General features: G+C 40.3%; 22 protein-coding genes. 19 read left to right on the top strand and 3 right to left on the bottom strand.

Annotated features, from left to right (window positions below):
- Window positions 1-99: 99 nt before the first annotated feature.
- From acnA to AC1ECF_RS03250, 15 genes are all read left to right on the top strand, one after another.
- On the top strand, window positions 100-2,808 hold the full coding sequence (acnA, locus tag AC1ECF_RS03320; RefSeq protein ID WP_480387971.1) for an aconitate hydratase AcnA: 2,709 nt from the start codon (window positions 100-102) through the stop codon (window positions 2,806-2,808).
- A 489-nt stretch (window positions 2,809-3,297) separates the two neighbouring features.
- Window positions 3,298-6,498, top strand: a complete 3,201-nt coding sequence (locus AC1ECF_RS03315; protein WP_480387970.1) for an AfsR/SARP family transcriptional regulator — start codon at window positions 3,298-3,300, stop codon at window positions 6,496-6,498.
- 147 nt (window positions 6,499-6,645) lie between these two features.
- Entirely contained in the window at window positions 6,646-7,863 is a 1,218-nt protein-coding gene (locus AC1ECF_RS03310) for a substrate-binding domain-containing protein (protein WP_480387969.1), read from the top strand.
- Between the two features lie 97 nt (window positions 7,864-7,960).
- Window positions 7,961-8,728 carry an ABC transporter ATP-binding protein gene (locus AC1ECF_RS03305; protein WP_480387968.1) on the top strand — a complete coding sequence of 256 codons (768 nt, stop codon included), beginning with the start codon at window positions 7,961-7,963 and terminating at the stop codon, window positions 8,726-8,728.
- Window positions 8,712-9,419, top strand: a complete 708-nt coding sequence (locus tag AC1ECF_RS03300) for an ABC transporter ATP-binding protein (protein ID WP_480387967.1) — start codon at window positions 8,712-8,714, stop codon at window positions 9,417-9,419. Before AC1ECF_RS03305 ends, AC1ECF_RS03300 begins: the two co-directional genes overlap by 17 nt.
- Before the next feature lie 13 nt (window positions 9,420-9,432).
- Complete coding sequence (locus tag AC1ECF_RS03295; RefSeq protein WP_480387966.1) at window positions 9,433-10,293, top strand: branched-chain amino acid ABC transporter permease; 861 nt, start codon at window positions 9,433-9,435, stop codon at window positions 10,291-10,293.
- A gap of 6 nt (window positions 10,294-10,299) precedes the next feature.
- Window positions 10,300-11,307: a branched-chain amino acid ABC transporter permease gene (locus tag AC1ECF_RS03290; RefSeq protein WP_480387965.1), complete on the top strand. Its 1,008-nt coding sequence runs from the start codon at window positions 10,300-10,302 to the stop codon at window positions 11,305-11,307.
- Entirely contained in the window at window positions 11,304-12,326 is a 1,023-nt protein-coding gene (locus AC1ECF_RS03285) for a 3-oxoacyl-ACP synthase (protein WP_480387964.1), read from the top strand. Before AC1ECF_RS03290 ends, AC1ECF_RS03285 begins: the two co-directional genes overlap by 4 nt.
- Window positions 12,323-13,237, top strand: a complete 915-nt coding sequence (gene phaZ / locus AC1ECF_RS03280; protein ID WP_480387963.1) for an intracellular short-chain-length polyhydroxyalkanoate depolymerase — start codon at window positions 12,323-12,325, stop codon at window positions 13,235-13,237. Before AC1ECF_RS03285 ends, phaZ begins: the two co-directional genes overlap by 4 nt.
- On the top strand, window positions 13,221-13,961 hold the full coding sequence (fabG, locus tag AC1ECF_RS03275) for a 3-oxoacyl-ACP reductase FabG (RefSeq protein WP_480387962.1): 741 nt from the start codon (window positions 13,221-13,223) through the stop codon (window positions 13,959-13,961). The genes phaZ and fabG overlap by 17 nt, the downstream gene beginning before the upstream one ends.
- A gap of 15 nt (window positions 13,962-13,976) precedes the next feature.
- A complete protein-coding gene (locus AC1ECF_RS03270; protein WP_480387961.1) occupies window positions 13,977-15,449 on the top strand; it encodes an AMP-binding protein in 1,473 nt (490 codons plus the stop codon).
- Between the two features lie 49 nt (window positions 15,450-15,498).
- On the top strand, window positions 15,499-16,227 hold the full coding sequence (locus AC1ECF_RS03265; protein WP_480387960.1) for an AAA family ATPase: 729 nt from the start codon (window positions 15,499-15,501) through the stop codon (window positions 16,225-16,227).
- 190 nt (window positions 16,228-16,417) lie between these two features.
- Entirely contained in the window at window positions 16,418-16,870 is a 453-nt protein-coding gene (locus AC1ECF_RS03260) for a YehR family lipoprotein (protein ID WP_480387959.1), read from the top strand.
- Between the two features lie 230 nt (window positions 16,871-17,100).
- The gene (locus AC1ECF_RS03255; protein ID WP_480387958.1) at window positions 17,101-17,526 is read left to right on the top strand and encodes an acyl-CoA thioesterase; all 426 of its coding nucleotides are present in this window, start codon (window positions 17,101-17,103) and stop codon (window positions 17,524-17,526) included.
- A complete protein-coding gene (locus tag AC1ECF_RS03250; protein ID WP_480387957.1) occupies window positions 17,527-17,841 on the top strand; it encodes a hypothetical protein in 315 nt (104 codons plus the stop codon). It abuts the gene before it with no gap.
- 47 nt (window positions 17,842-17,888) lie between these two features.
- Here the strand turns inward: AC1ECF_RS03250 and AC1ECF_RS03245 are convergent, their stop codons facing one another.
- Together AC1ECF_RS03245 and plsY are read right to left on the bottom strand one after the other, a co-directional pair.
- Window positions 17,889-18,188, bottom strand: a complete 300-nt coding sequence (locus AC1ECF_RS03245; protein WP_480387956.1) for a HesB/YadR/YfhF family protein — start codon at window positions 18,186-18,188, stop codon at window positions 17,889-17,891.
- A gap of 23 nt (window positions 18,189-18,211) precedes the next feature.
- Complete coding sequence (gene plsY / locus AC1ECF_RS03240) at window positions 18,212-18,817, bottom strand: glycerol-3-phosphate 1-O-acyltransferase PlsY (RefSeq protein ID WP_480387955.1); 606 nt, start codon at window positions 18,815-18,817, stop codon at window positions 18,212-18,214.
- 276 nt (window positions 18,818-19,093) lie between these two features.
- Between plsY and parE the strand changes: the two genes are divergently transcribed.
- The 4 genes from parE (at window position 19,094) to AC1ECF_RS03220 (ending at window position 24,740) form a co-directional block, all read left to right on the top strand.
- Window positions 19,094-21,094 carry a DNA topoisomerase IV subunit B gene (parE, locus tag AC1ECF_RS03235; RefSeq protein WP_480387954.1) on the top strand — a complete coding sequence of 667 codons (2,001 nt, stop codon included), beginning with the start codon at window positions 19,094-19,096 and terminating at the stop codon, window positions 21,092-21,094.
- A complete protein-coding gene (parC, locus tag AC1ECF_RS03230) occupies window positions 21,091-23,520 on the top strand; it encodes a DNA topoisomerase IV subunit A (RefSeq protein ID WP_480387953.1) in 2,430 nt (809 codons plus the stop codon). The genes parE and parC overlap by 4 nt, the downstream gene beginning before the upstream one ends.
- Before the next feature lie 225 nt (window positions 23,521-23,745).
- Window positions 23,746-24,387 (top strand): HAD hydrolase-like protein, encoded by a 642-nt coding sequence (locus AC1ECF_RS03225; protein ID WP_480387952.1) that lies wholly within the window; start codon window positions 23,746-23,748, stop codon window positions 24,385-24,387.
- Between the two features lie 83 nt (window positions 24,388-24,470).
- A complete protein-coding gene (locus AC1ECF_RS03220) occupies window positions 24,471-24,740 on the top strand; it encodes a hypothetical protein (protein WP_480387951.1) in 270 nt (89 codons plus the stop codon).
- A gap of 5 nt (window positions 24,741-24,745) precedes the next feature.
- Here the strand turns inward: AC1ECF_RS03220 and AC1ECF_RS03215 are convergent, their stop codons facing one another.
- Window positions 24,746-24,979, bottom strand: a complete 234-nt coding sequence (locus tag AC1ECF_RS03215; RefSeq protein WP_480387950.1) for a hypothetical protein — start codon at window positions 24,977-24,979, stop codon at window positions 24,746-24,748.
- Window positions 24,980-25,063 lie beyond the last annotated feature (84 nt).

Raw genomic sequence — 25,063 nt, 5'->3', positions numbered from 1 at the left:
TTTAATGTAATTTACTTATCGTTCGTATTAGAGTATTATTATCCTTGGAGAAAAGTTACTTGAATAGAGTCTTTTCAATAGATATTAGGAGGAACACAAATGGCAAACAATAGCTTACACAACAGTCGTACTTCTTTCGAGCTAAATGGCAAAGAGTATAACTATTATCGTCTAGCTGCTTTAGAGGAAGCTGGAATTGCAAATATTTCACGCCTTCCATATTCAATTAAAGTATTACTAGAATCTGTGCTACGTCAATATGATGGTTATGTTATCAAAGAAGAGCATGTTGAACAACTGGCAAAATGGGGTAAAGATGCTGATCCAGAAGCAGAAGTTCCTTTTAAACCTTCACGTGTTGTACTACAAGACTTCACAGGAGTACCAGTAGTAGTTGACCTTGCTTCCTTGCGTTCTGCAATGAAGGAAATGGGTGGTAACCCAGATAAAATCAACCCTGCTATTCCAGTAGACCTTGTAATCGACCACTCCGTACAAGTAGACAAATATGGTTCGGCATCAGCATTAAAAGCTAACATGGACCTTGAGTTCGAGCGTAATGCTGAGCGTTACAATTTCTTAAAATGGGCGCAAACAGCTTATGACAACTTCCGTGCTGTTCCACCAGCAACAGGTATTGTTCACCAAGTTAACCTTGAGTATCTTGCGCCAATCGTACACGTTAAAGAAAATACAGATGGCACATTAGATACTTTCCCAGATTCAGTAGTAGGTACTGACTCTCATACAACAATGATCAATGGTCTTGGAGTATTAGGATGGGGTGTAGGTGGTATTGAAGCAGAGGCTGGTATGTTAGGCCAACCTTCTTACTTCCCAATCCCAGAAGTAATTGGTGTTAAATTAGTTGGAGACCTTCCAAACGGAACTACTGCAACCGACTTAGCATTAAAAGTTACTCAAGTATTACGTCAACGTGGCGTAGTAGGTAAATTCGTAGAATTCTTTGGTCCTGGGGTATCTAAACTACCACTTGCTGACCGTGCGACAATCGCTAACATGGCTCCAGAGTATGGTGCAACATGTGGTTACTTCGCAATCGACGAAGAATCTCTTGAATACTTACGCTTAACTGGCCGTGAAGAAGAGCACATCGCAGTTGTAGAAGCTTACTTAAAAGCAAATGATTTGTTCTTTGATCCTACACTCGAGCCTGTTTACACAGACGTAATTGAAATTAATCTTGCAGACATTCAAGCAAACCTTTCTGGTCCTAAGCGTCCACAAGATTTAATTCCACTTACAGATATGAAAGCTCGTTACCGTGAAGCTGTAGTAGCTCCACAAGGTACTCAAGGCTTTGGATTAACAGAAAAAGAATTTGCGAAAAACGCAACTGTTAAATTTGAAGATAAAGAAGTTGTTATGCCAACAGGTGCTGTAGCAATCGCTGCAATCACTTCTTGTACAAACACTTCTAACCCATACGTAATGCTTGCAGCTGGTCTTGTTGCGAAAAAAGCAGTAGAAAAAGGCTTAAAAGTTCCTGCATATGTAAAAACATCTTTAGCACCAGGTTCTAAAGTTGTAACTGGATACCTACAAGATTCAGGCTTAGATAAATTCTTAGACGAAATCGGCTTTAACACAGTTGGTTACGGATGTACTACATGTATCGGTAACTCAGGTCCATTATTACCTGAAATCGAGAAAGCAATCGTAGAAGAAGACTTATTCGTTACTTCAGTGCTTTCTGGTAACCGTAACTTTGAAGGACGCGTACACCCACTTGTAAAAGCTAACTACCTTGCATCTCCACCATTAGTAGTAGCTTATGCTCTTGCTGGAACTGTAGATGTTGACTTACAAAAAGATTCTTTAGGTAAAGACCAAGATGGAAACGATGTATTCTTCGCAGATATCTGGCCTTCAACTGAAGAAGTAAATGAAGTTCTAAACAAAGTGGTAACTCGTGAACTATTCCAAAAAGAATATGCACGTGTATTTGATGAAAACGAAGCATGGAATGCGATCGAGACATCTACTGAGTCTCTATACACATTCGATGAAAAATCAACTTACATCCAAAACCCACCATTCTTCCAAGGATTATCTCCTGAGCCAGGTAGTATCGAAGGATTATCAGGTTTACGTGTAGTTGCTAAATTCGGTGACTCTATCACTACTGACCATATTTCACCAGCTGGTGCAATCGGTAAAGATACACCTGCAGGTAAATACCTACGTGAAAACGGTGTAGAAGTACGTGACTTCAACTCTTATGGTTCTCGTCGTGGTAACCATGAAGTAATGATGCGCGGAACATTCGCTAATATCCGTATCCGCAACCAAATCGCTCCAGGTACAGAGGGTGGTTATACTACTTACTGGCCAACTGGCGAAATCATGTCTATCTATGATGCTGCTATGAAGTACCAAGAAGAAGGTACTGGATTAGTAGTTCTAGGTGGAAAAGATTACGGAATGGGATCTTCTCGTGACTGGGCAGCAAAAGGTACTAACTTACTTGGTATCAAAGCTGTTATCACAGAAAGCTTCGAGCGTATTCACCGTTCTAACCTAGTTATGATGGGTGTGCTTCCATTAAACTTCTTACCAGGAGAAAATGCTGAGACTCTTGGCTTAACTGGTAAAGAAGAAATCAGTATCAACATCGCTGAAGGTGTAAAACCTCGTGATATTCTAACTGTTACTGCGAAAGCAGAAGACGGATCTGTAAAAGAATTCAAGGTTCTTGCACGTTTCGACTCAGAGGTTGAGGTAGATTACTACCGTCACGGTGGTATCCTTCAAATGGTACTACGTAACAAAATTCAAGAAGCTTAATATTAGCTTTCAATAGAAGAAAGTCGGATTTGAATTGATTCAAATCCGACTTTCTCTTTTTTAATGTACAAACTATCATTCTTGATTGTGTCGGTTGATTATTATTGCTCCTAATATAATATTAACATCATTAGGTCGTTTTCCGACTGTATATTTTCGGTAACAACTGATCGAATTCTGTTTTTCTAACATGCCTCAGATTTTCTAAAAAAATCCCCGTATTATTTAAGTCTCTACCATTCGATAAGATCTCCAACCTCTCTTTTGTTGCTCCACAGTTAAAACGTATATATTTATAACTTTCTCTATTAGTAATAAAAATCGCTTCTAAAGTAATCTATCTTCCAAGCAATCATTTTCCAATATAGTTCTTTTCATCAACACGAACCTTGATTCATTCTTGCTATCCTATCAGAATTATCATTCTATTTATATAACAGATATGGTAGGATATGTGTAAGATTACGTTGAAAATATAGGAGGAAAAGGATGAAGCAAACAACTATTATCTTGTCTAAGCTAAATCCGCCAATGCCTTCTTCTCACTATATGAGAAGAGCTTCCCTCATGAAAAAGCTAAAGACTATTTCAGACAAAAAGGTATGCTTATTACATAGCGGTGCTGGATTTGGTAAGAGCTCCGCAATCGCGCAATACTTAATAGATTCCAAAGAGACATTTTCCTGGTATTCCATAACGGAAGAGGATGACGATATTCTTCCTTTTCTTAGACACCTAATAGCAAGTATTCAAAAAACTATTCCTACCTTTGGCCAACAGTTATTATCAACCGACCTACTTTCCATGTATCCAAAGGAAGCAGAGCTTACAAGGTGGTATTCCTTGTTCAGCAATGAGCTGTCAGCCATTGAGAAACCGTTTTCAATCGTGTTAGATGACTTTCATTTAGTGGATCATGTCTTTCAAATAAATTATATGATGGAAAAAATTATTGAGTTTTTGCCTGACCATATACATTTAGTTATTGCATCGAGAGTACGTCCTAAGTGGACAGCGTTAATCAAGCTAAAGATGAATAGTCATCTAATAGAGATTACCGAGAAAGATTTGTCCTTCACGGAAGAGGAAATAATGGTGTTTTTTGAGGATTACTTCGAAAAAGTAATAACTGCAGAAGAAGCGGCTATGATTGAAAGGTTAACAGAAGGATGGGCGATTGCTATTCAGCTTTTTGCTGTTCAGTTTGTAGATTCATCGAAGCAAATTACCAACCTAGTAGACCCAGCATTACAAGATTTATTCTCCTATTTATCAGAAGAAGTCTTCTTGTTGATGAATGAGAAGGACCAACAATCCTTATTGAACTTTAGTATATTCTCTATATTTTCTAAAGAGATAATACAAGCGTTTTTTGGGGAGGGGGAATTAAACCAGCTAGAGCGACTTGCAAATAGTCATACGTTTATCCAATCGCTAAGTGTAGATGGAGAATATCGTTTTCATGCATTATTTCAGCAATTTTTAGAGAATAAATGGCTCCAAAAAAATAAAAAATTATACGATGAGCACCATCAAAAAGCCTCCCTATTTTTTAAAGAAAGACAAAATATGGTCCAAGCCATTCACCATGGGGTAAAAGCAAATGACGAAGAATTTTTAGGCACACTCCTTCTAGAGGCTGCTCCTTCGATGATTCAAGCAGGGCAATTTGATTGGCTACTGGATTTAATGAAAGACCATCTGTCATCTAAAGATAAATTTTACCCATTATATTTTTATGAAGGAGAATGTCATCGGTATCGTGCTTTTTATGAAAAGGCTCGGAAATCCTACGAATGGTGCTTAGAGAAAGCAATGGAAGCACAGGACAGTGTGTTTATTAGTAAAGCAAATGCAGGGATTGCTCATATATATTTGGACACCATACAGCCTGCACTGGCTAAGTCATACTTAGAGGAATCCATCAAATGGGCGGAAGAAAGTAAACAAATTAAAATGAACGAAAAAATAACTCTTAAGCGGTTACTAGCAGAAAATCTAGTGAATCTCGGCAAAGCGAACAAAGCCAAGCAGTGGGTAGAGAGCGAAAGGTTAACGGAAGAAGTTTTGAAGGAGGGAAACCTGGACGGAAGAATATACCTACGGACTGGCATGCTAGAAAGAGCGGTTCATGTCCTTCAGGAACGCCTAGGAAATGAACTTTCTTTACCTGATTCTCACAGGGAGACAGATGTACTCTTGTCTTTTATTTATTCCTTGATTGGAGAAATGGAAGAAGCCAAACGATTGGCGGATAAGGGAATCCAAACAGGAATTAAAGAGAGGTCCGGATTTGTGGAGGCAGTAGGTTGGATCAGGAAGGGACACGCGGAGCTCTTAATAAATCCTTATAACTTAGAAGGCCCAGAGGCATGCTATAGGAAGGCAATACATCTTATTGATGATTTAAACGTTTCACGAGCAATGGCAGAGCCATTTCTCGGACTGGCTATATTAAAAAGTAGACAAGGAAATCTTCAAGAGGCAATCTCTTATGGTGAAAGAGGATTAGCAGAGACAATAAGAAGCAATGACTACTGGCTTTCGGCTTATATCCTTTTGGGACTTTCCATTGTATATCTAGAAAATAATCTTTTGGAAAAAAGTGAAGCAACCTGTTTAGAGGCTAAAAAGCTTTTGGAAGAGAGTGAAGATGTTTACGGTCTCATGTTAACTCATTACTGGCTTCTGAGAATATATCTAAAGCTCGATAGGAATGATTTATTTCACCAATATAGCATCTCCTTTTCGCAACTATGTATAGACAATAACTTTTGGTTTTTCCTTCAAAAACGAACCATCTTTGGTCCGCCAGATCTTCAGGTGAATTACTTGATTTACCAAAAGGCATTAGAGATAGATGCAGATGAAATATTACAAGCAGCTGCTGCCCGTTTAAACATCCAAGAAGGGATAGCCTATCCTGGTTATGAGCTTAGGTTACAGCTATTAGGCTCTTTCACCTTATATATGGGTCTAGAAGAGGTGGAAGAACGTAAATGGCAAAGAGATAAGTCAAAGGAATTATTCGTTTATTTATATATGAACAAAAACCGGTTTGTACCGAAAGAAGAGCTAATAAGAGCTTTATGGAAAGAAAACAACGAAAAAACGATGGATAGGGATTTTAAGGTTGTCCTAAACTCCTTGCTGAAAACCATTGAACCGTTTCGAATGGCCCGAGAGGATTCATTTTTTATCACCAGAAGACAATCCATGTATAGATTGAATCCACAGGCAAACGTCACAAGTGATTTAGCTCTTTTCCATGAATCTGCTGATAAAGGCATGAAAGAGACAAATCCTAGATTTGCAATTGATCAGCTAATGAGAGCAGTTAATCTATATCATGGACCGATTTTAGAGGATAGACAAGGAATCGAATGGATCCAACATGACAGAGAGAGGACAGAGCAGAAATATTTATTTATTCTAGAAAGACTTGCCCAAACTTCTACTAGATTAAAAGAGTTTGACCAAACAATCTATTGGGCTGAAAAGCTTCTCAAAATAGACCCTACGTGGGAAGAGGCATACAGACTGCTGATGTTCGCCTATTATCAGCGTCAAAATAGATCTCTTTCTATCAGATGGTATGAGAAATGCGTGGCTATATTGAGAGATGAGTTAAAGGTCGAGCCCATGCCAACAACCATCCAGATGTATGAGATGATAACGAATTATAGCTAATCAATTAATCCATTTAACACAGAATTGTTAAGTGGATTTTTTCTTGCGATTTTCTAGCTATCCATCCTGTAACTCTTTTGTAACTCCTATTTTGTAAGATAATCACGAAGCATGAGAACGCTTACAAAATGCAATAGGGGGATGTACATGTTAAAAAAATGGAGTTTGCTTTTGGTCCTACTATTTATCATGGTTTTTAGCGCAGCTTGTTCAGATTCAGAAGGGGAAAAGGTAGCTGTTTCAGGGGAGAATCAAGAAACAATACGTATCGGTGTACTTGCCTCATTGACAGGAGCTCTAGAATCCTATGGTAAGCAAACAAGAAATGGATTTGATCTAGGAATTGAGTATGCTACTGATGGAACAATGGAGGTTGCCGGCAAGAAAATTGAAATCATCTATGAGGATACAGAAACGAAGCCAGAGGTAGCTGTTCAAAAGGCAACTAAGCTACTGGAAGAAGATGAGGTTGACTTCTTGGTTGGAGCTTCTAGCTCAGGAGATACATTGGCTGTTCTGCCACTAGCAGAGGAATATGAAAAGATTATGATCGTAGAGCCTGCAGTTGCAGATAGTATTACCGGCTCCGAGTTTAATCCGTTTATTTTTAGAACAGCTCGTAACTCATCACAAGATGCGGTAGCAGGGGCAGCGGCAATAGCAAAAGAAGGAGTAAAGATTGCAACATTCGCACCAGATTATTCATTTGGCTGGGATGGCGTTTCCGCATTTAAAGCTGCAGCAGAAGAGCTTGGAGCGGAAATCGTATTAGAAGAATATGCAGACCCAGCTGCGACAGACTTTACTTCTAACTTGCAAAAGATTATTCAAGCAAAGCCAGATTATTTGTTCATTGTTTGGGCAGGGGCTAACTCTCCCTGGAACCAAATTGCTGATTTAAATTTGCAGGAAAAAGGCATCAAAATTTCTACAGGAGCACCTGACATTGCAGCTCTTAGTATCATGGAGCCTCTAGTAGGGATGGAAGGCTTCTCGGTTTACTACCATACATTACCTGACAATGAAATAAACGATTGGTTAGTAGATGAGCATAAAAAACGCTTTAACGGAGAAGTACCAGACCTATTTACACCGGGTGGTATGTCCGCAGCTATTGCAATCGTAGAAGCGTTGAAGAATTCGGAAGGAAATGCAGATGGAAATGAGCTAATTAGTATCATGGAAGGAATGTCATTTGAGACACCTAAAGGGAAAATGACTTTCCGTCCGGAGGATCATCAAGCATTACAAACATTATATTCCATCAAGCTGGAGAAACAGGAAGGACTCCCTTATCCAGTACCTGTGTTATTGCGTGAATTAACACCAGAAGAAACAGAGCCACCGATTTTAAACAAAAAGTAACGTTAAGTGACAGCCTATCTGAAGTAGGCCTGTCACTCTCCATGGGATAGATGCTTCTATCTTGTGGAGAGTGACAGATAGAAAGGAGATCGTTTCAATGGAACCTATATTACGAACAGAAAATCTAACCATTAAATTCGGAGGGCAGACAGCAGTAGACCACGTCAACTTTGTCATGCCCCCAAGACATTTTAAATCGATTATTGGACCAAATGGTGCAGGAAAGACAACCTTCTTCAATCTAATCAGTGGGGAGCTAAAGCCAACAGAGGGTGATGTCTTCTTCAAAGAACAGTCATTAGCCAAAATGTCTGCTGTTGAAAGAACAAGAATTGGATTAGGTCGTTCGTTTCAAATCACGAACGTCTTTCCAAACCTCACGGTATTAGAAAATGTCCGACTGGCGCTTCAATCTAAGGAAAAAATCCGTTATCAAATGCTACGACATTTCACTTCTTATAAACACTTGTTAACTCAAGCAGAGGAACTTCTAGAAGTGGTTCTACTTGCAAATAAATCTCATGCAATTGCAAACCAGCTTTCTCATGGGGAAAAAAGAAAGCTAGAGATTGCCATGCTTTTAGCATTAGACACGGAGGTTCTTCTCTTAGATGAACCGACCGCTGGAATGTCTTTGGAAGAGGTACCCGCAATATTAGAGGTAATCAAGCAGATCAAGCAAAAAGGCGATAAAACAATCTTATTGATCGAGCACAAGATGGATATGATTTTAGATTTATCGGATTCTATCATGGTTTTATTCAACGGAAGACTCCTTGCGGATGGGACGCCATCAGAAATTATGAATAATGAAACCGTACAGAATGCTTATTTAGGAGGGTTATATGATGAGCACCTTGCTTAAAATGGAGAACATTCATACACATATCGGGCAATACCACATACTACAAGGCGTATCGTTTGAAGCGAAAGCTGGGGAAGTAAGCGTTCTTTTAGGAAGAAATGGAGCGGGAAAGACAACTACTTTAAAGACGATTATGGGGCTAACTCCACCCACTTCAGGAACTATCATGTTTCAAGACAAAGACATTAGCAAAGTACCTACGTTTCAAATTGCCACTCATGGCATTGGCTATGTCCCAGAGGATCAAGGGGTTTTTGCGGGGCTTACAGTAGAAGAAAACTTAAAAGTGGCAATGAGAAAAGAAGATGATGCGGCGTTAGCTAGACAAGAATATGTCCTGGACCTTTTTCCAGATTTGAAAAAGTATTGGAAAAAGGCGGGAGGACACCTATCAGGAGGTCAAAAGCAAATGCTCGCAATGGCAAGAGCCTTTGTAAACGATAGCAAGCTTTTATTGATAGATGAGCCCTCTAAAGGACTTGCTCCAGTCGTGGTGGAAAAAGTAATGGAAGCGATTATAGAAATGAAAAAGCAGACGACCATCGTGTTAGTAGAGCAAAACTTCCTAATGGCCAGTCGCATCGGAGATACATACACCCTCATCGATGATGGGGAATCCATCCAATCTGGCCCGATGAAAGATTTAGTACAGAATGAGGAATTAAAGCGTAAGTACTTAGGTATCGCATAAAGGAGGAACAAAAATGGAATTGATCATCAACCTATTGATCAATGGTCTAGCTACGGGGATGCTTATATTCTTACTTGCTGCTGGACTAACCCTGATTTTCGGATTAATGGATGTGTTAAATTTTGCACATGGTGGATTATTTGCCTGGGGAGCATTTTCAGGCGTTTGGTTTTATAGCGTGACAGATAGCTTCACTTTAGCGATTATAGGAGCAATAGCGACAGGAATCATCCTTGGCTTTATCACAGAAAAGCTTATTATTACTCCTGTTTACGGAAATCACGTGCAGCAAATTTTAATCACCCTTGGTTTTATGATTGTCTTGTCTGAGATGTTAAAGGTTGTCTTTGGACCTAACCAACTGGCAGCGAAAGTACCTCCGGCATTTGCAGGGAGCTGGGAGATAGGAGACGTAATTATTATCAAGTATCGTCTTTTCATCATTTTAGTGGGCTTTTTAGTATTCGGTATCTTCCAGTTCATTTTAAAGAAAACGAAAATTGGGCTTACAGTGCGGGCAGGCGTGATGAATAAAGAAATGGTGCAGGCACTGGGCATTAATATTAAGAGAGTATTTTTATATGTGTTTATGGCTGGTGCGGCTCTTGCAGCATTAAGTGGTGCTTTAATGGCTCCCTATTCAGGTGTCGTTTATGCAGAGATGGGGATGGAATACGCTATTCTTGCTTTCATCGTTGTAGTTATTGGAGGAATGGGAAGCTTTCCTGGCTCCCTTCTAGCAGCTATTCTAGTAGGCCTAGCAGGAAGCTTCATGGCCTATTATGTTCCTGCTTTATCCCTTGCGGTCAATATGTTGCTTATGGCAATCGTATTAATCTTCCGTCCGCAGGGCTTGTTCACAGCGAAAGGATGATGCAAAGTGAAATCGACTTTTCAATTAAAACACGGGATCTTGCTGATCATTGTGGCATCACTGTTTATCTTCCCATTTGTCTCTGATTCTAGGACATGGACCATTTTACTTACTCAAATTTTTATCTTTTCCATTTTAGCAATGAGCTATGATATCTTGCTTGGATACACGGGGATTGTTTCCTTTGGTCACGCTATGTTTTTTGGTATTGGTGCGTATGCCACTGCAATCATGCTCAACCATTATGATTCAACATTAGGCATTTTCCTTTTGTCTATCTTAGTTGGAATGCTGATTGCTGGAGCTGTCAGCTTTTTAGTTGGACTGTTAACACTCCGTTTAAAAAGTCACTTCTTTGCAATGCTGACGATGGCAGTATCTGGGCTCATATTAGTGCTAGCTGAAAAATGGAGGAGCCTTACGCAAGGGAATGACGGATTCACCTTTCGAGCTCCAGAGGTATTTAGGGACCGAATGATGTTCTATTTAGTTGTTCTTGTCTGTATGGTGTTAGTCTACTTCCTTCTAAGAAGATTTGTAGTTTCTCCAATGGGTAGGGTGTTAATAGCAGTCCGTGAAAACGAACAACGTACAAAATCACTTGGTTTTCAGACGCTACACTATAAAGTAATTGCCTCTGTAGTAGCAGGCGTCATCGCAAGTCTTGCTGGATCTCTGTATGCCATCTCTCTTCGTTTTGTAAATACGAGCTATCTCTCCATGGATATTACCTTGGATGCACTCCTGATGACTATTATTGGTGGGGTGGGGACATTGATCGGCCCAATCATAGGAGCAGGTGTGATAGAACTCGCACAGCATTACTTATCAGGGATGGCAAAAGAGCATCCGATTTTCGAACGTTGGATCATTTTCTTTGGGATTGTCTACATTCTAGCAGTAATCTTCTTCCCGAAAGGAATTGTAGGAACAATCCAACATGCACTTTGGAAACGGAAGAATAAAAACATAAAGGTGGATGTAGCCCCTAAGAGAAGGGAGCTTGCAAAATGATAGTCGGAATAGCGAGTACTGGCGTATACCTCCCATCTAATAGAATGACTGCAGAGGAAATTGCTCAAGCAGCAAGTCTACCACTTGAGGTTGTTCAAAAGAAAATGGGAATTAACCAAAAGCCTATACCTGGTGAAGAGGACCATACAGTAGCGATGGGAATAAAGGCAGCACAAAAAGCATTAGAAAAGGGTTCGATTGATCCTAAAAGTATTGATTTAATTATTTATATCGGCGAAGAGCATAAGGAATATCCACTTTGGACAGCAGCCATTAAGCTACAAGAGGAGATAGGGGCTTATCATGCTTGGGCTTTTGACGTTGCCCTTCGCTGTGGAACGACGATTATGGCTCTAAAGGTTGCAAAAAGTTTGATGCAGGCAGATCCTTCTATTAGAACAGTTTTGCTTGCAGGTGGCTATCGCAATAGTGATTTCATCGACTACAAGAACGAACGAACACGTTTTATGTTCAACCTTGGTGCAGGGGGTGGGGCGATTATACTAAAGCGAGACCATCCTGAGAACATGTTGTTAGAGGCTGACATCATGACCGATGGATCCTTTTCAGAGGATGTGGTCGTCCCGGTTGGGGGCACAAAGGAGCCGCTTAGAGCTGAGCATCTTGAGCAGGGCCTATATAGACTTGATGTATTAGACCCTGAAGGAATGAAAGCAAGATTAGAGCAAAAATCGATGCAGAACTTTATCAAGGTAATCAAAAATTCCTTGTTGAAGAGTGGCTTGAACGAAACGGATATTGACTATCTAGCTATCTTGCATATGAAGAAGTCAGCACATGATTTCGTGTTACATGAATTAGGTTTACAAGAGGAACAATCTATTTACTTGAGTGATTATGGGCATATCGGTCAGATAGATCAAATTATTTCACTCGAGCTTGCTGTGGAGCAAGGCAAGCTGAAGGATGGAGATATCGCAGTACTGGTAAGTGCCGGCATTGGATATGCATGGGGAGCGGTTCCTATTAAATGGGGAAAACAAGGGGGATTATCATGAATACAACATACCAACGAAAGATACTATCAAATGGAGAGTCGATCGCTTATCGTGAGCGGTTAGGTAGTGAAAAGACAATCGTGCTTGTTCATGGAAATATGACCTCCTCTAAGCACTGGGATATTTTTATGGATGCGTTAGATCCTGCTTATTCGATTTATGCCTTAGATATGAGAGGCTTCGGTGAATCTACTTATCATCGACGTATAAGCGGAATCAAAGATTTCTCAGAGGATTTAAAGGAATTTATTGATCAACTGGGCATCAAGGATTTTACTTTCATCGGTTGGTCGACGGGGGGAGCAGTCTGTATGCAGTTTGTTGCGGACTACCCTGGTTATTGCGACAAGCTAGTGCTGCTAGCCTCCGCTTCTACTAGAGGATATCCATTCTTTGGTACCAAGGCTGATGGCACATCGGATCTCGAGAAACGCTTACAAACAATTGAAGAAGTAGAGGCTGACCCTTCCAAAACAAAAGTCATTCAAGGCTTTTATGATACGAAAAATCGAGCAGGCTTAAAGGCGGTATGGAATGCTGGTATATACACACATAATCAGCCCGAGGCTAGCCTATATGACGAATATGTCGACGATATGCTGACACAACGAAACCTGGCGGATGTCTATCATTCTTTGAATACCTTTAATATAAGTGGGTTCCATAATGGATTAACACAGGGTACAAATCAGGCGAAGGATATTACCATACCAGTGTTAATTTTAAGAGGAGATCGAGATTACATTGTAACCGAGCAAATGACACAAGAAATTGTGGAGGATTTAGGGGAAAATGCAACCTATATTCCTTTAGTAGACTGTGGTCATTCTCCGCTCATAGACGATATGGAGCAGTTAATATCTAAAATAGAGGGCTTTTTGAGGGAGGAACATCATGAGATTACTAGATAAAGTAGCAATCATTACTGGTGCAGGCAACGGAATTGGATCAGCAGCGGCAAAACGCTTTGCAGAGGAAGGAGCAAAGGTGGTGCTGGCTGATTATGATGAACATGCCGGAAAACAGCTGGAGCAGGAGCTTCGCGAGCAAGGGTATCAAGCCATTTTTATTCAAGTGAACGTAGCTCAGCAGGACAGTGTGCAAAATCTTGTTGAACAGACGATGAAAGCCTATGGGAAGATTCATATTCTAGTTAACAATGCAGGTATAACAAGGGATGCGATGCTTTCAAAAATGACTGTTGAGGATTTTGCAAAAGTGCTCGATGTCAATCTAACAGGAGTTTTTCATTGCACGCAAGCAGTTTTGCCTCATTTAGTAGAGCAAGGGTATGGCAAAATTATTAACACCTCTTCAGTAAGCGGAGTCTATGGAAATGTTGGTCAGACGAACTATGCTGCTTCCAAGGCAGCAGTAATCGGGATGACCAAAACGTGGGCAAAGGAGCTAGGCAGAAAGGGAATTAACGTGAATGCAGTAGCTCCGGGCTTTACGAATACAAAGATGGTAGAAAAAATGCCAGAGAAGATTATCGACCAAATGAAATCAGTCGTGGCTCTTCAACGTTTAGCGCAGCCAGTGGACATCGCAAATGCCTACCTGTACTTAGCGTCCGATGAATCCAGCTATGTACATGGGCATGTGCTACATGTGGATGGCGGAATTATGATGTAGGAGGGGTGCTTCGCCATGTATAGCGAGCAAGCATGGATTATCAAGAGAGCTCAGCTTTCTCCTAATAAAGTTGCCTTAATTGATAGCGATATAAATCTGTCTTGGACATATAAAGAATTAGTACAGGAAATTTCTAAATGGCTGACTTTTATAGATAGTCAAAACTACCAAAAGGGAGAAAGAATTGCGGTCCTTTCATTAAACAGAATTGAGCTATTTGCTATTCTTTTTGCATGTGGCCTTAGAGGACTCATCTATGTCCCTTTGAACTACCGGTTAAGTGAAACAGAATTATCCTTCATTCTGGCAGATTGTGAGCCAGTTCTACTTGTATATGATGAAGAGAACGCTGAATTAAGTGGTAATTTCATCCATACAGATAAACTGTTTATTCAAGATTTATCTACATCTAATAAGGATAACTATTGGTTGGAGTCAAATTGGAGCAATCATGAACCTTGGATCATGATTTATACAGGGGGGACCACGGGACGGCCCAAGGGTGTTGTCTTGTCCTTTGAGGCGGTAAACTGGAATGCTATCAATACAATTATCTCTTGGAACATCGGAGAAGCTGACTGCACATTGAATTATATGCCTATGTTTCATACAGGAGGTTTAAACGCTCTTTGTCTACCGATATTAATGGCAGGAGGCACTGTCGTAACAGGGAGACGTTTCCAAGCAAAAGCAGCACTGTTAGCGTTGAATACATATAAAACAACATTGTCCTTGTTCGTTCCAACTATGTATCAAGCAATGCTCGAGACAGAGCTAATCCATTCTCTAACCTTTCCAACAGTGAGATGCTTTCTATCAGGAGGAGCTCCTTGTCCCCATACAATCTATAAGGAGTTTGCTAAAAAGGGAATCTTATTTAAGGAAGGCTATGGTCTAACAGAGGCAGGTCCAAACAATTTCTTTATCGAACCACAGGTTGCGGCACAAAAAAGAGGTTCTGTCGGGAAATGCATGCAATTCAATGAGATTAAGGTGGTTAATGATTCCGGTGACGTATGTAAGCCCCACGAGGTTGGGGAGCTATATATCTCCGGAAAGCATGTCTTCTCTTACTACTGGAACAATGAAACAGAAACGGAGAAAGTGTTCGATGGGAAGTGGCTAAAAACAGGAGATTTAGTTCGGTATGATGAACAAGGTGACTATTTTATTGTTGGCCGTAAAAAAGAAATGATTATCTCTGGAGGAGAAAATATATATCCTCAAGAGATTGAGCAATGCTTGATCAAGCATCCATCTATACGAGAAGCCGCAGTAATAGGTACACATGATGAAAAATGGGGAGAGCGTGTCACAGCCTTTGTCTCTCTTCATGAACATGTAACAGAACAGGAAGTCATTACGCACTGTAGACAGCACTTGGGAAGCTACAAGGTTCCAAAGATGGTCTATTGCCTAGAGGAGCTCCCACGAACGGACGTTGGCAAAATCGATAAAAAACTATTACATGAGTTAGCTGTAAAGTAGATCTTTACAGCTTGCTTTTTTGTTATGATGGAGGAAAGGAGGTTACTATATGTTCCTAAAACAAGTCCGCTATTTACGTGAAAATGTTCCTAGCGAAGATAAGTATCCATTCAATATTCCCTTTCTGCAGCATATGGAGAGTCTCGATATCCCGTCGAACGTCACTTTTTTTGTGGGGGAAAATGGTTCTGGAAAATCCACCCTTCTGGAAGCGATTGCAGATATTACTGGGTTTCATACTGCAGGTGGAAACAAAAATCATCTTTATGACGTTCATTCCTCTCAATCGGATCTATCGGAATATTTAAAGCTCTCTTGGAAACTAAAGGTGACGAAGGGTTTTTTCCTACGAGCTGAGACCTTTTATCAGTTTGCGAGCTATTTAGATTTGATGGAAAATGCACCTGGAAAGTACGATCCATACGGAGGAGAATCTCTTCACAAGCAATCGCATGGGGAGGCATTCTTAAGCTTATTCAAACATGCATTTGGACAGAACTCCATCTTCTTATTGGACGAGCCTGAGGCTGCACTATCTCCGACAAGACAGCTAAGCTTCATGAGGATTTTGAAGGAATTGGAGGATCAAGCCCAATTTATTATTGCAACACATTCTCCTATATTGCTTGGGTATCCCGATGCTACCATTTATCAATTTGACGAAGGCCCGATAGAGAGAATTAGGTACGAGGAGTCTATGCATTATATTGTGACCAAGCGTTTTCTCGATGCGAGAGAAAGAGTATTCGAGGAGCTATTTAAAGACATAGAAGATTGAAAGCTCGCCATTATTCATATGATTTTCGTGTACATTTTATTACAAATATCTTCTCTAAACGAGCATAAATAACAAATAATTCATTTTTATCCGAATAGATAGATTGTCCTTTCCTTTTTCATTTCCTAAATTATTTTCATTATGGTATGGTTAATACTGTAATAAAATAATGTCGAAAGGTGTGTGTAAGATGAAGAAATTAACGGCATCCATTACCATGATCTTATTCGTAATATTTTTATCAGCATGCGGTAATGAAAAGGAAGAAACGAAAAAATTCCAATTAGAGCAGGAAGGTGTTGTGTCGACATTGGTGTACACCTATGAAGGTGATAAAGTAACCAAGCAATCCACAGAAAACATCGTCCAATACGAACAAGTTGGCGTTACCTCAAAGGAACAAGCGCAAGAAATGTTTGGACCACTAACTGAACAATTTAAAGGTATCGATGGGGTAACACATGAAATGGAATTCGGAGACTCGCAGTTAGTAGAAAAACTAACCATAGATTACGAGACTGCCAAATTCGATGAAATCAAGAACCTACCAGGTATGAACTTCACGGGTGATACAGAGGAAGGAATCAGTATGAAGGAGTCCGCTGAATTACTAGAAAGTCAAGGCTTTAAAGAAGTGAAATAACCGTAAAAGATAGAATAGGAGACATTATTTAATAATAACAACATACAGCGAGTACGTGAGCATTACCATTCACGTACTCGCTGCTTCTATTCGTGACCTTCATACCTTGCGATTTTAGAGGTTATTTTATTTGGGTATTTCAGGAGCTGTTGATGAAAACTTTTAAAAGCGAGAAAAATCTTACCTCCACCAAAATTTTAACGATATAATATATAAGGAGGTGAAAGGTAATGGTTATAAATGAAAAAGAGATAGAAGTACGCTATGCAGAGACCGATCAGATGGGGGTAGTTTATCACGCGAATTACCTTATTTGGCTCGAAATCGGAAGAACGCACTTAATTAATGAGCTAGGCTTTTCCTACGCAGGACTAGAAAAGGATGGGTATATTTCTCCTGTGACCAATGTGAATATAGATTATCGTCTGCCCGTTACATATGGAGATAAAGTGAAGGTAAGGACTTGGATTGCAAAGCACGGTAAGCTGAGAACGACATACGGCTATGAAATTTTACTCCCAGATGGAAGGATTTCCTCTACGGCTACTACCGACCATGTCGTTGTAAAAAAAGAAAGTTTCCGACCAGTATCCTTGGCAAAGATTGCGCCTGAATGGGATGCTAGATATAAAGAGATAGCGAAGGAGCTCGTATAGATGGCATTCGGTATTACAAGGGATGAGTTAATCGAATGGAAACGGCGCGTCGAAAGAAACGAAATCTCCTTTTTAACTCACTACTGGCTGGATAAGAGATTCCCTGGGTGTAATACAGTTACAAAGGTTGGATGTGCAGACGTGCGGCGCTTAGTGGAGTGGGGGAAGCAATACGGCTTAAAGGAAGAATGGATAGATCATAAGGAAGGATATCCACACTTCGATCTATTTGGTAAGTACGAGCAAGACATTTTAACAAAGGAAGGCTTACTAAGCCAGCTTGAAAGATTTAAAAAAGAGGATGTCCATAAGTAAAAACTTATGGGACATCCCATTCCAAAGGCCCGTCACAACATGTCTTTTCAGACGGTCCCTTTTTTGTATGAGTATTCAAGTTCATTGGAATTTGTTTGGACATCTACATATAGGTCATGTCCAGTAAAATACCATTCATCTCTCTCTTCGATAAAGTACATAACCTCATCATGCATTACGGTGACAGCGGGTTCAAAAGGAGCATCCTTCGTCATACCTAGAGAAAATGCTTCATGGAGTGGGCTTGAGCCCCCGTATCTCACATAAAACCGTATAGTGTCTCCTGGTACTACCTCCATCTCTTGCTTAAACCATTTTTGCGCTTCTTCTGAGATATAGACTTTCATTTGTAACACCTAACTTTCTAGGACTAGATCCATTTTACCTTGGGTTCAGTACCATCCTTGATACGCTTAATGTTAGCACGATGTCTATAAAAAATAAAAGCAACAAGGATAGCTACTATTAGAACGAGAGGCCAGTCCCTTTCCACGGTCACATAATAAACAAGTGTATAAATAAGGGCGATAACTGCAACACACATGGAAGTCAGCGATACTATTTTCGTTATTTTTAATATAATGAAAAATCCTACAACCAAAATAACAAAAATAGGCCAATGATATCCAAGTAGGACCCCGCCAGACGTAGCAACCGCCTTTCCACCCTTAAAGCCTGCGAAAATTGGGAACATATGCCCTATAACAGCTAGCGTCCCTAATAGAAGAGGATGGACATTTACTTGGCTGAACAGTGGGAGTAAACCGAGTGTGGTAGCAGCAGTTCCTTTCAGTATATCCAGGACTGTCACGACCAAGCCTGCCTTTTTGCCAAGTGTGCGGAACGTATTTGTTCCACCTAAGTTCCCGCTCCCATGCTGCCTAATATCAGTCTGGTAAAAAATTTTTCCAATCCAGAGCCCTGAAGGAATGGAGCCTATTAGATAGGCTAGCAATAGTAAAACAATTAGCATCATGGTAAACTCCTTTAATTTTCAAACTTAAATATATCTATCCCACTTATTTTACCATGTTCCAGATTATTAGTTCAATGTATGGAAAAATAGAATTGTATATTACGTCAATTTTTAAAATAGCAAGAAGGAATAAACAAAATGAATAGAGAATGCAAGAGATGGGCAGATTGCATTCTAATGAATTATTCACTACAATTAAGGTCTGACTTGTCCTTCAGCGCTATTGACATAATGTCAAACTATTTGTAGGCTTAAATTAGAAGAAAGAAAGAACAGATGTTTTGTTTTTTGGGGGGAACGTATTTGACTAAAAATAATACTTTAACTAATTATACGGATGATGACATTCAAGTTTTAGAGGGACTCGAAGCTGTCCGAAAGAGACCTGGTATGTATATTGGGTCAACCGATGCAAGAGGTCTTCATCATTTAGTATATGAAATAGTAGATAATGCAGTAGATGAAAGCTTGGCTGGATTTGGGGACCATATTAAAGTAACGATCCATCAAGATCAAAGCATCACTGTTCGAGATTATGGGCGAGGCATGCCTACTGGAATGCACAAAACGGGAATTCCTACGGCAGAAGTAATTTTCACTGTTCTACATGCTGGCGGAAAATTTGGTCAGGGTGGTTATAAAACAAGTGGTGGTCTTCACGGGGTAGGTGCTTCTGTAGTAAATGCTCTCTCTACTTTTGTAGAAGTAGAAATCCACCGTGACGGCAAAAAATTTACCCAACGCTTCGAAAATGGAGGAAAGGTCGTTCAGCCACTTAAGCAAGTGGGAACTACGAAGGAAACGGGTACATCTGTTCATTTCCTTCCAGACAGCACCATTTTTTCTACCACAAAATACAATTATGAAACATTAAGTGAGCGCCTTAGAGAATCCGCATTTCTACTAAAAGGTTTGAAAATCGAACTGAAGGACGAAAGAACGGATGCACATGACATATTCTTCTATGAAACCGGTATAGAGGCGTTTGTTGCATATTTAAATGAAGAGAAGGATGTTTTACATCCAGTATTTTATATAGAAGGTACTCAAGATCAAATTGAAGTAGAATTTGCTTTTCAATTTAACGATGGATATTCAGAAACCATTCTATCCTTTGTAAATAATGTGCGTACAAGAGACGGAGGTACTCACGAAACGGGAGCAAAGGCTGGTTTGACTCGTGTGTTTAATGAGTATGCAAGAAAAACGGGGTTATTAAAGGAAAAGGATAAAAACTTAGATGGCTCTGATATACGAGAGGGTATCTCTGCAATCGTTTCTGTCCGTATCCCTGAAAATTTATTGCAATTTGAAGGACAGACGAAAGGAAAGCTTGGCACAAGTGAAGCAAGAAGCGCAGTAGACGCACTAGTTTCCGAAAAGCTTCAATATGTGCTCGAGGAAAATGCAGAGCTTACCGCATCTCTTATTCGAAAAGCAATCCGTGCACAGCAGGCTCGTGAAGCTGCTCGAAAAGCTAGAGAGGATGCACGTAACGGTAAAAAGCGCAAAAAATCCGATACGTTATTATCTGGAAAGCTTACACCGGCGCAATCTCGAAATGCCTCGAAAAATGAATTATATCTAGTAGAGGGTGATTCTGCAGGTGGTTCGGCAAAGCAGGGGCGAGACAGAACGTTCCAAGCAATCCTTCCGCTTAGAGGAAAAGTAATTAATACAGAAAAAGCGAAGCTTGCGGATATTATGAAAAATGAAGAGATTGCTACAATCATTCACGCTATTGGAGGCGGGGTTGGAGCAGATTTCACTATTGAAGATATCGCGTATGACAAGGTTGTCATCATGACGGATGCTGATACAGATGGAGCCCATATCCAGGTTTTACTGCTGACGTTCTTTTACCGCTATATGAAGCCGCTAATCGAGAATGGCAAAATCTATATTGCGCTTCCACCACTCTATAAGGTATTTAAAGGTGTCGGTAAAAAAGAAACCTTTGAATATGTATGGACGGAGAAGGAGCTAGACGCAGCTATGAAGCGCATCGGTAAGGGTGCTATGCTTCAGCGCTATAAAGGACTTGGTGAGATGAACGCTGACCAGCTTTGGGATACGACGATGAACCCAGATACAAGAACACTGATCCGCGTTACGATAGAGGACGGAGCTCGTGCGGAAAGACACGTTACGACACTCATGGGTGACAAGGTTGAACCACGACGTAAATGGATTGAAGCAAATGTTAACTTTAGCTTAGAGGATGATTCAAATATCCTTGAAAACGATAGAATTCACACGGAGGATGAAGTAGTATGACGCAAACCGAACGATATCAGGATTTACCATTAGAAGAGGTGATCGGTGATCGGTTTGGTCGTTATAGTAAATATATCATCCAAGACCGAGCACTACCGGATGCGAGGGACGGGTTAAAGCCCGTTCAACGACGCATTCTTTTCGCTATGTTCACTGAAGGAAATACCAACGACAAACCATTCCGTAAGTCTGCTAAGACCGTCGGAAATGTTATCGGTAACTACCACCCTCATGGAGACAGCTCTGTTTATGAAGCAATGGTCCGTATGAGTCAGGATTGGAAGCTTCGTCATATGTTAGTCGAAATGCATGGAAACAACGGGTCAATGGATGGAGATCCACCTGCTGCTATGCGTTACACAGAGGCAAGACTTTCTGCTATCTCACAGGAGATGCTTCGCGATATTACCAAGAACACAGTAGATTATATTCCAAACTTTGATGACTCAGACAGAGAGCCAATCGTATTACCTGCTAGGTTCCCAAACCTTCTTGTAAATGGATCAACAGGAATTTCTGCCGGGTATGCCACTGATATTCCCCCGCATGCATTACATGAAGCACTAGATGCTGTATTGATGCGTATCGAGAATCCAGCAGCTACAGTGGATGAGCTGATGACTGTGATCAAAGGCCCTGATTTCCCAACTGGAGGAATTATTCAAGGGGTCGATGGCATTAAGAAGGCTTATGAAACTGGAAGAGGAAAAATTGTTGTACGCTCAAAGACAGCGATTGAGCAAATCAAGGGCGGCAAGGAGCAAATTGTCGTTACCGAGCTTCCTTATGAGGTGAATAAAGCGAACCTTGTAAAGAAAATCGACGAGCTTCGATTGGATAAGCGTCTAGAGGGTATTGCTGATGTCCGTGACGAATCAGATCGAACTGGTTTACGTATTGTAATAGAAATGAAAAAAGAAGTAGCTGCACACGGAATTCTGCAGTTTTTATTTAAAAACACAGATCTTCAGGTTACCTACAACTTCAATATGATTGCGATCCATAATCGTAGACCTACTATGATGACCCTTCCATTAATGTTAGATGCTTATATTGGACATCAAAAAGAGGTCGTAACTCGTCGTACGGAATTCGATTTAAAGAAAGCAAAGGACCGACTGCATATCGTTGCTGGTCTCATGAAGGCTCTGTCTATTCTGGATGAAGTAATTAAGACAATTCGCGCCTCTAAAGACAAGAGAGATGCTAAAAATAACCTGATGACAGCGTATGAATTTACAGAAGCACAAGCAGAAGCAATCGTTTCTTTACAGCTTTATCGATTAACAAATACGGATATTACAGAGCTTCAAGAAGAAGAGGCTTCTTTAACAAAGCTTGTAAAAGAGCTAGAAACGATTCTTGAGAAGGAATCTGCCTTAATGAAGGTCATTAAAAAAGAGCTTCTAGCTGTTAGAAAGCAGTTTGCAGAGCCTCGTAAGTCTCTGATTGAAGAGGAAATTGAAGAGATTAAACTGACGCTTGACGTACTTATTCCAAGTGAAGAGGTGATCGTCACTGTTACAAAGGACGGTTATGTGAAACGTACCAGCCTTAGATCCTTCAATGCTTCCAATGGACAGGATTTTGCAATCAAGGAATCTGATTACCTTCTTTATCAAGGGCAAATCAATACGCAGCATCATCTTCTTCTATTTACGACCAAAGGAAACTATATATATCAGCCGGTACATGAGCTTCCGGACATTCGTTGGAAGGACCTCGGTCAGCATATCTCCAGCATTGTACCACTCGATCAGAATGAAACGATTATTAATGCCTTTGGTGTAGAAGCTTTCGACTTAGATTTAAGCGTATTAACAGCAACAAGAGATGGGCAAGTAAAACGCTCCTTACTATCTGATTATCAAGTACAGCGCTATCACCGACCAATCAAAACAATGAACTTGAAAAAGGATGACGTCATGATCTTTGCAGAGCTTGCTGCTCCATCAGATGAGCTGCTGATGACTACTTATAATAGCTATGCAGTTCGCTTCTCCTTAGACGAAGTGCCAATTACGGGTGTGAAGACTGCAGGGGTAAAAGGCATTAATCTGAAGGATGATGATACTGTTGTCGCAGTTAATAGAGTAGAAAAAGACAGTACAGCCGACATCATGTTAGTGACACACCGAGGCGCTGTGAAAAAAATGCATCTAGCTGAGGTGGAGGTAGGAGCTCGTGCAAAACGAGGCCTTGTCACCCTTCGCGAATTAAAATCAAATGCCCATAGAGTATTTGATATCGTACTGGTAGAAAAGAATGATGTGATTATCATAGAAACGGAAAAAGGACATCAAGAGACAATTCAGGCATCAGCATTCCGACCAGTTGATCGCTATTCAAATGGATCATTTGTAATAGATATAGATAAAGACGGTCAGCTGCTCCGAGTTAGGAAGCAGGCACAGCCGGAATCCTAAACTAGATGGGAAATGAGATATCTTTTAACTTTATCTCTTTTTGTCTTTATTCAAATGAGAAAACAGGCAATAGGGGTGCCTGTAGTAGTACCTGAAAAGGTTCTTGGCGAAAGCTGAGAGCCTTTTTTGTGTTAGGGGGATTGAAATACTCGCTATATTTAATTGCAGTGGATGAAGGACCCTTTAAGGCTTGATAGACGTTCTATAGTGAGAAGGGGTGAGAAAATGACAAAGGCAATTATTTTTGATATGGACGGAACATTATTTCAAACAAACCTTATTTTAGAGCCAGCTCTTGAGGCTACCTTTGATGTGCTGCGTAAGAATGGAGACTGGTTGGGGGAGACACCAATTGAAAAGTATAGAGATATTATGGGAGTTCCGTTAGGTGTAGTATGGGAGACGCTATGCCCTGAACATTCAGAGAAGCAACGGATTCAAAGTAATAGGATATTCCAAGAGAAATTGATTTCCCTAATAGAAAAGAACAAAGGTGCACTCTATCAGGAGGTGGAGGAGACACTTTGTTCGCTTAGTAAGCGATATCCCCTTTACATAGCAAGCAATGGTCAGCAGAAATATCTAGACGCTATCGTAAAGACTTTTAATCTGGACCGTTATATTCAGATTGTCTATAGCATTGAGCAAATCGCTTCTGGGAACAAATCTGAGCTCGTTACTCTTGTGAAAGAGAAAAATCATATAGAAACAGGTTATGTGGTGGGAGACCGTTCCTCCGATATATTGGCTGCGAAGGATAACCATCTAGTCTCTATTGGGGTTCGTTTTGATTTTGCACAGGAGGACGAGCTTTCTCTAGCAGACTATGTCGTAGATTCTTTCGGAGAACTTCTCCAGTTAGTCTAGGAGCGTATAAGTGTATGGGAAAGGAAGTTTTCTGCTAAAATTGTATAATGATAAGATATTTCTTATGACTGAGGGGGATTTTCGTGGAATTTAATTTTATTGAAGTGATGACGCTATTTCTAATTGTGTTTTTATTCTCTGCAGTTATAAAGCTTACTGGTCAAGTCAAAGGTTTAAAATATATGTTAAACCAAATGTATAACCAAACTGGTATGCCAATAGATCATGAATTGAAACAGCTGATAAACGAGGGCAAAGATGTGAAAGCTGTAAAAGTAGTGAGGGATTCGTTGGGTCTATCTTTGGTAGAAGCAAAACAATATGTCGATGCCTTAAAACAGCAGAGCAAATAACGATCCTATATAGTTGGAAAATGAATGAGGCTTCTAAAGAATAAAAAAGCATTTCCATCAGGTCTTGGGCCTTGGAAATGCTTTTTATGTTTCTTCTCCATTTGTAGCAGACGCTCTTGCTTCGTTTTCGTTTTTCTTACATGTAAGCTAAAAGCCGCCTCTCCTCTAAAATTCGTGACATCCTTACCAGTTGTGCGGCGCTTGTGCATCCGTTTACGCTTTGCGGCTGATTTTGCCATTGGTCATCTCTCCTTCTTTATTCTTCCTCTTCATGGTACCCTAGCTTATCCTAAAATTCAAATTACACCATATGATACGAAAAT

This window comes from Psychrobacillus sp. Z3-81 (assembly GCF_056620325.1).
Note: the sequence above shows the minus strand (reverse complement) of the source record. Positions and strands in the feature narration are given on the sequence as shown.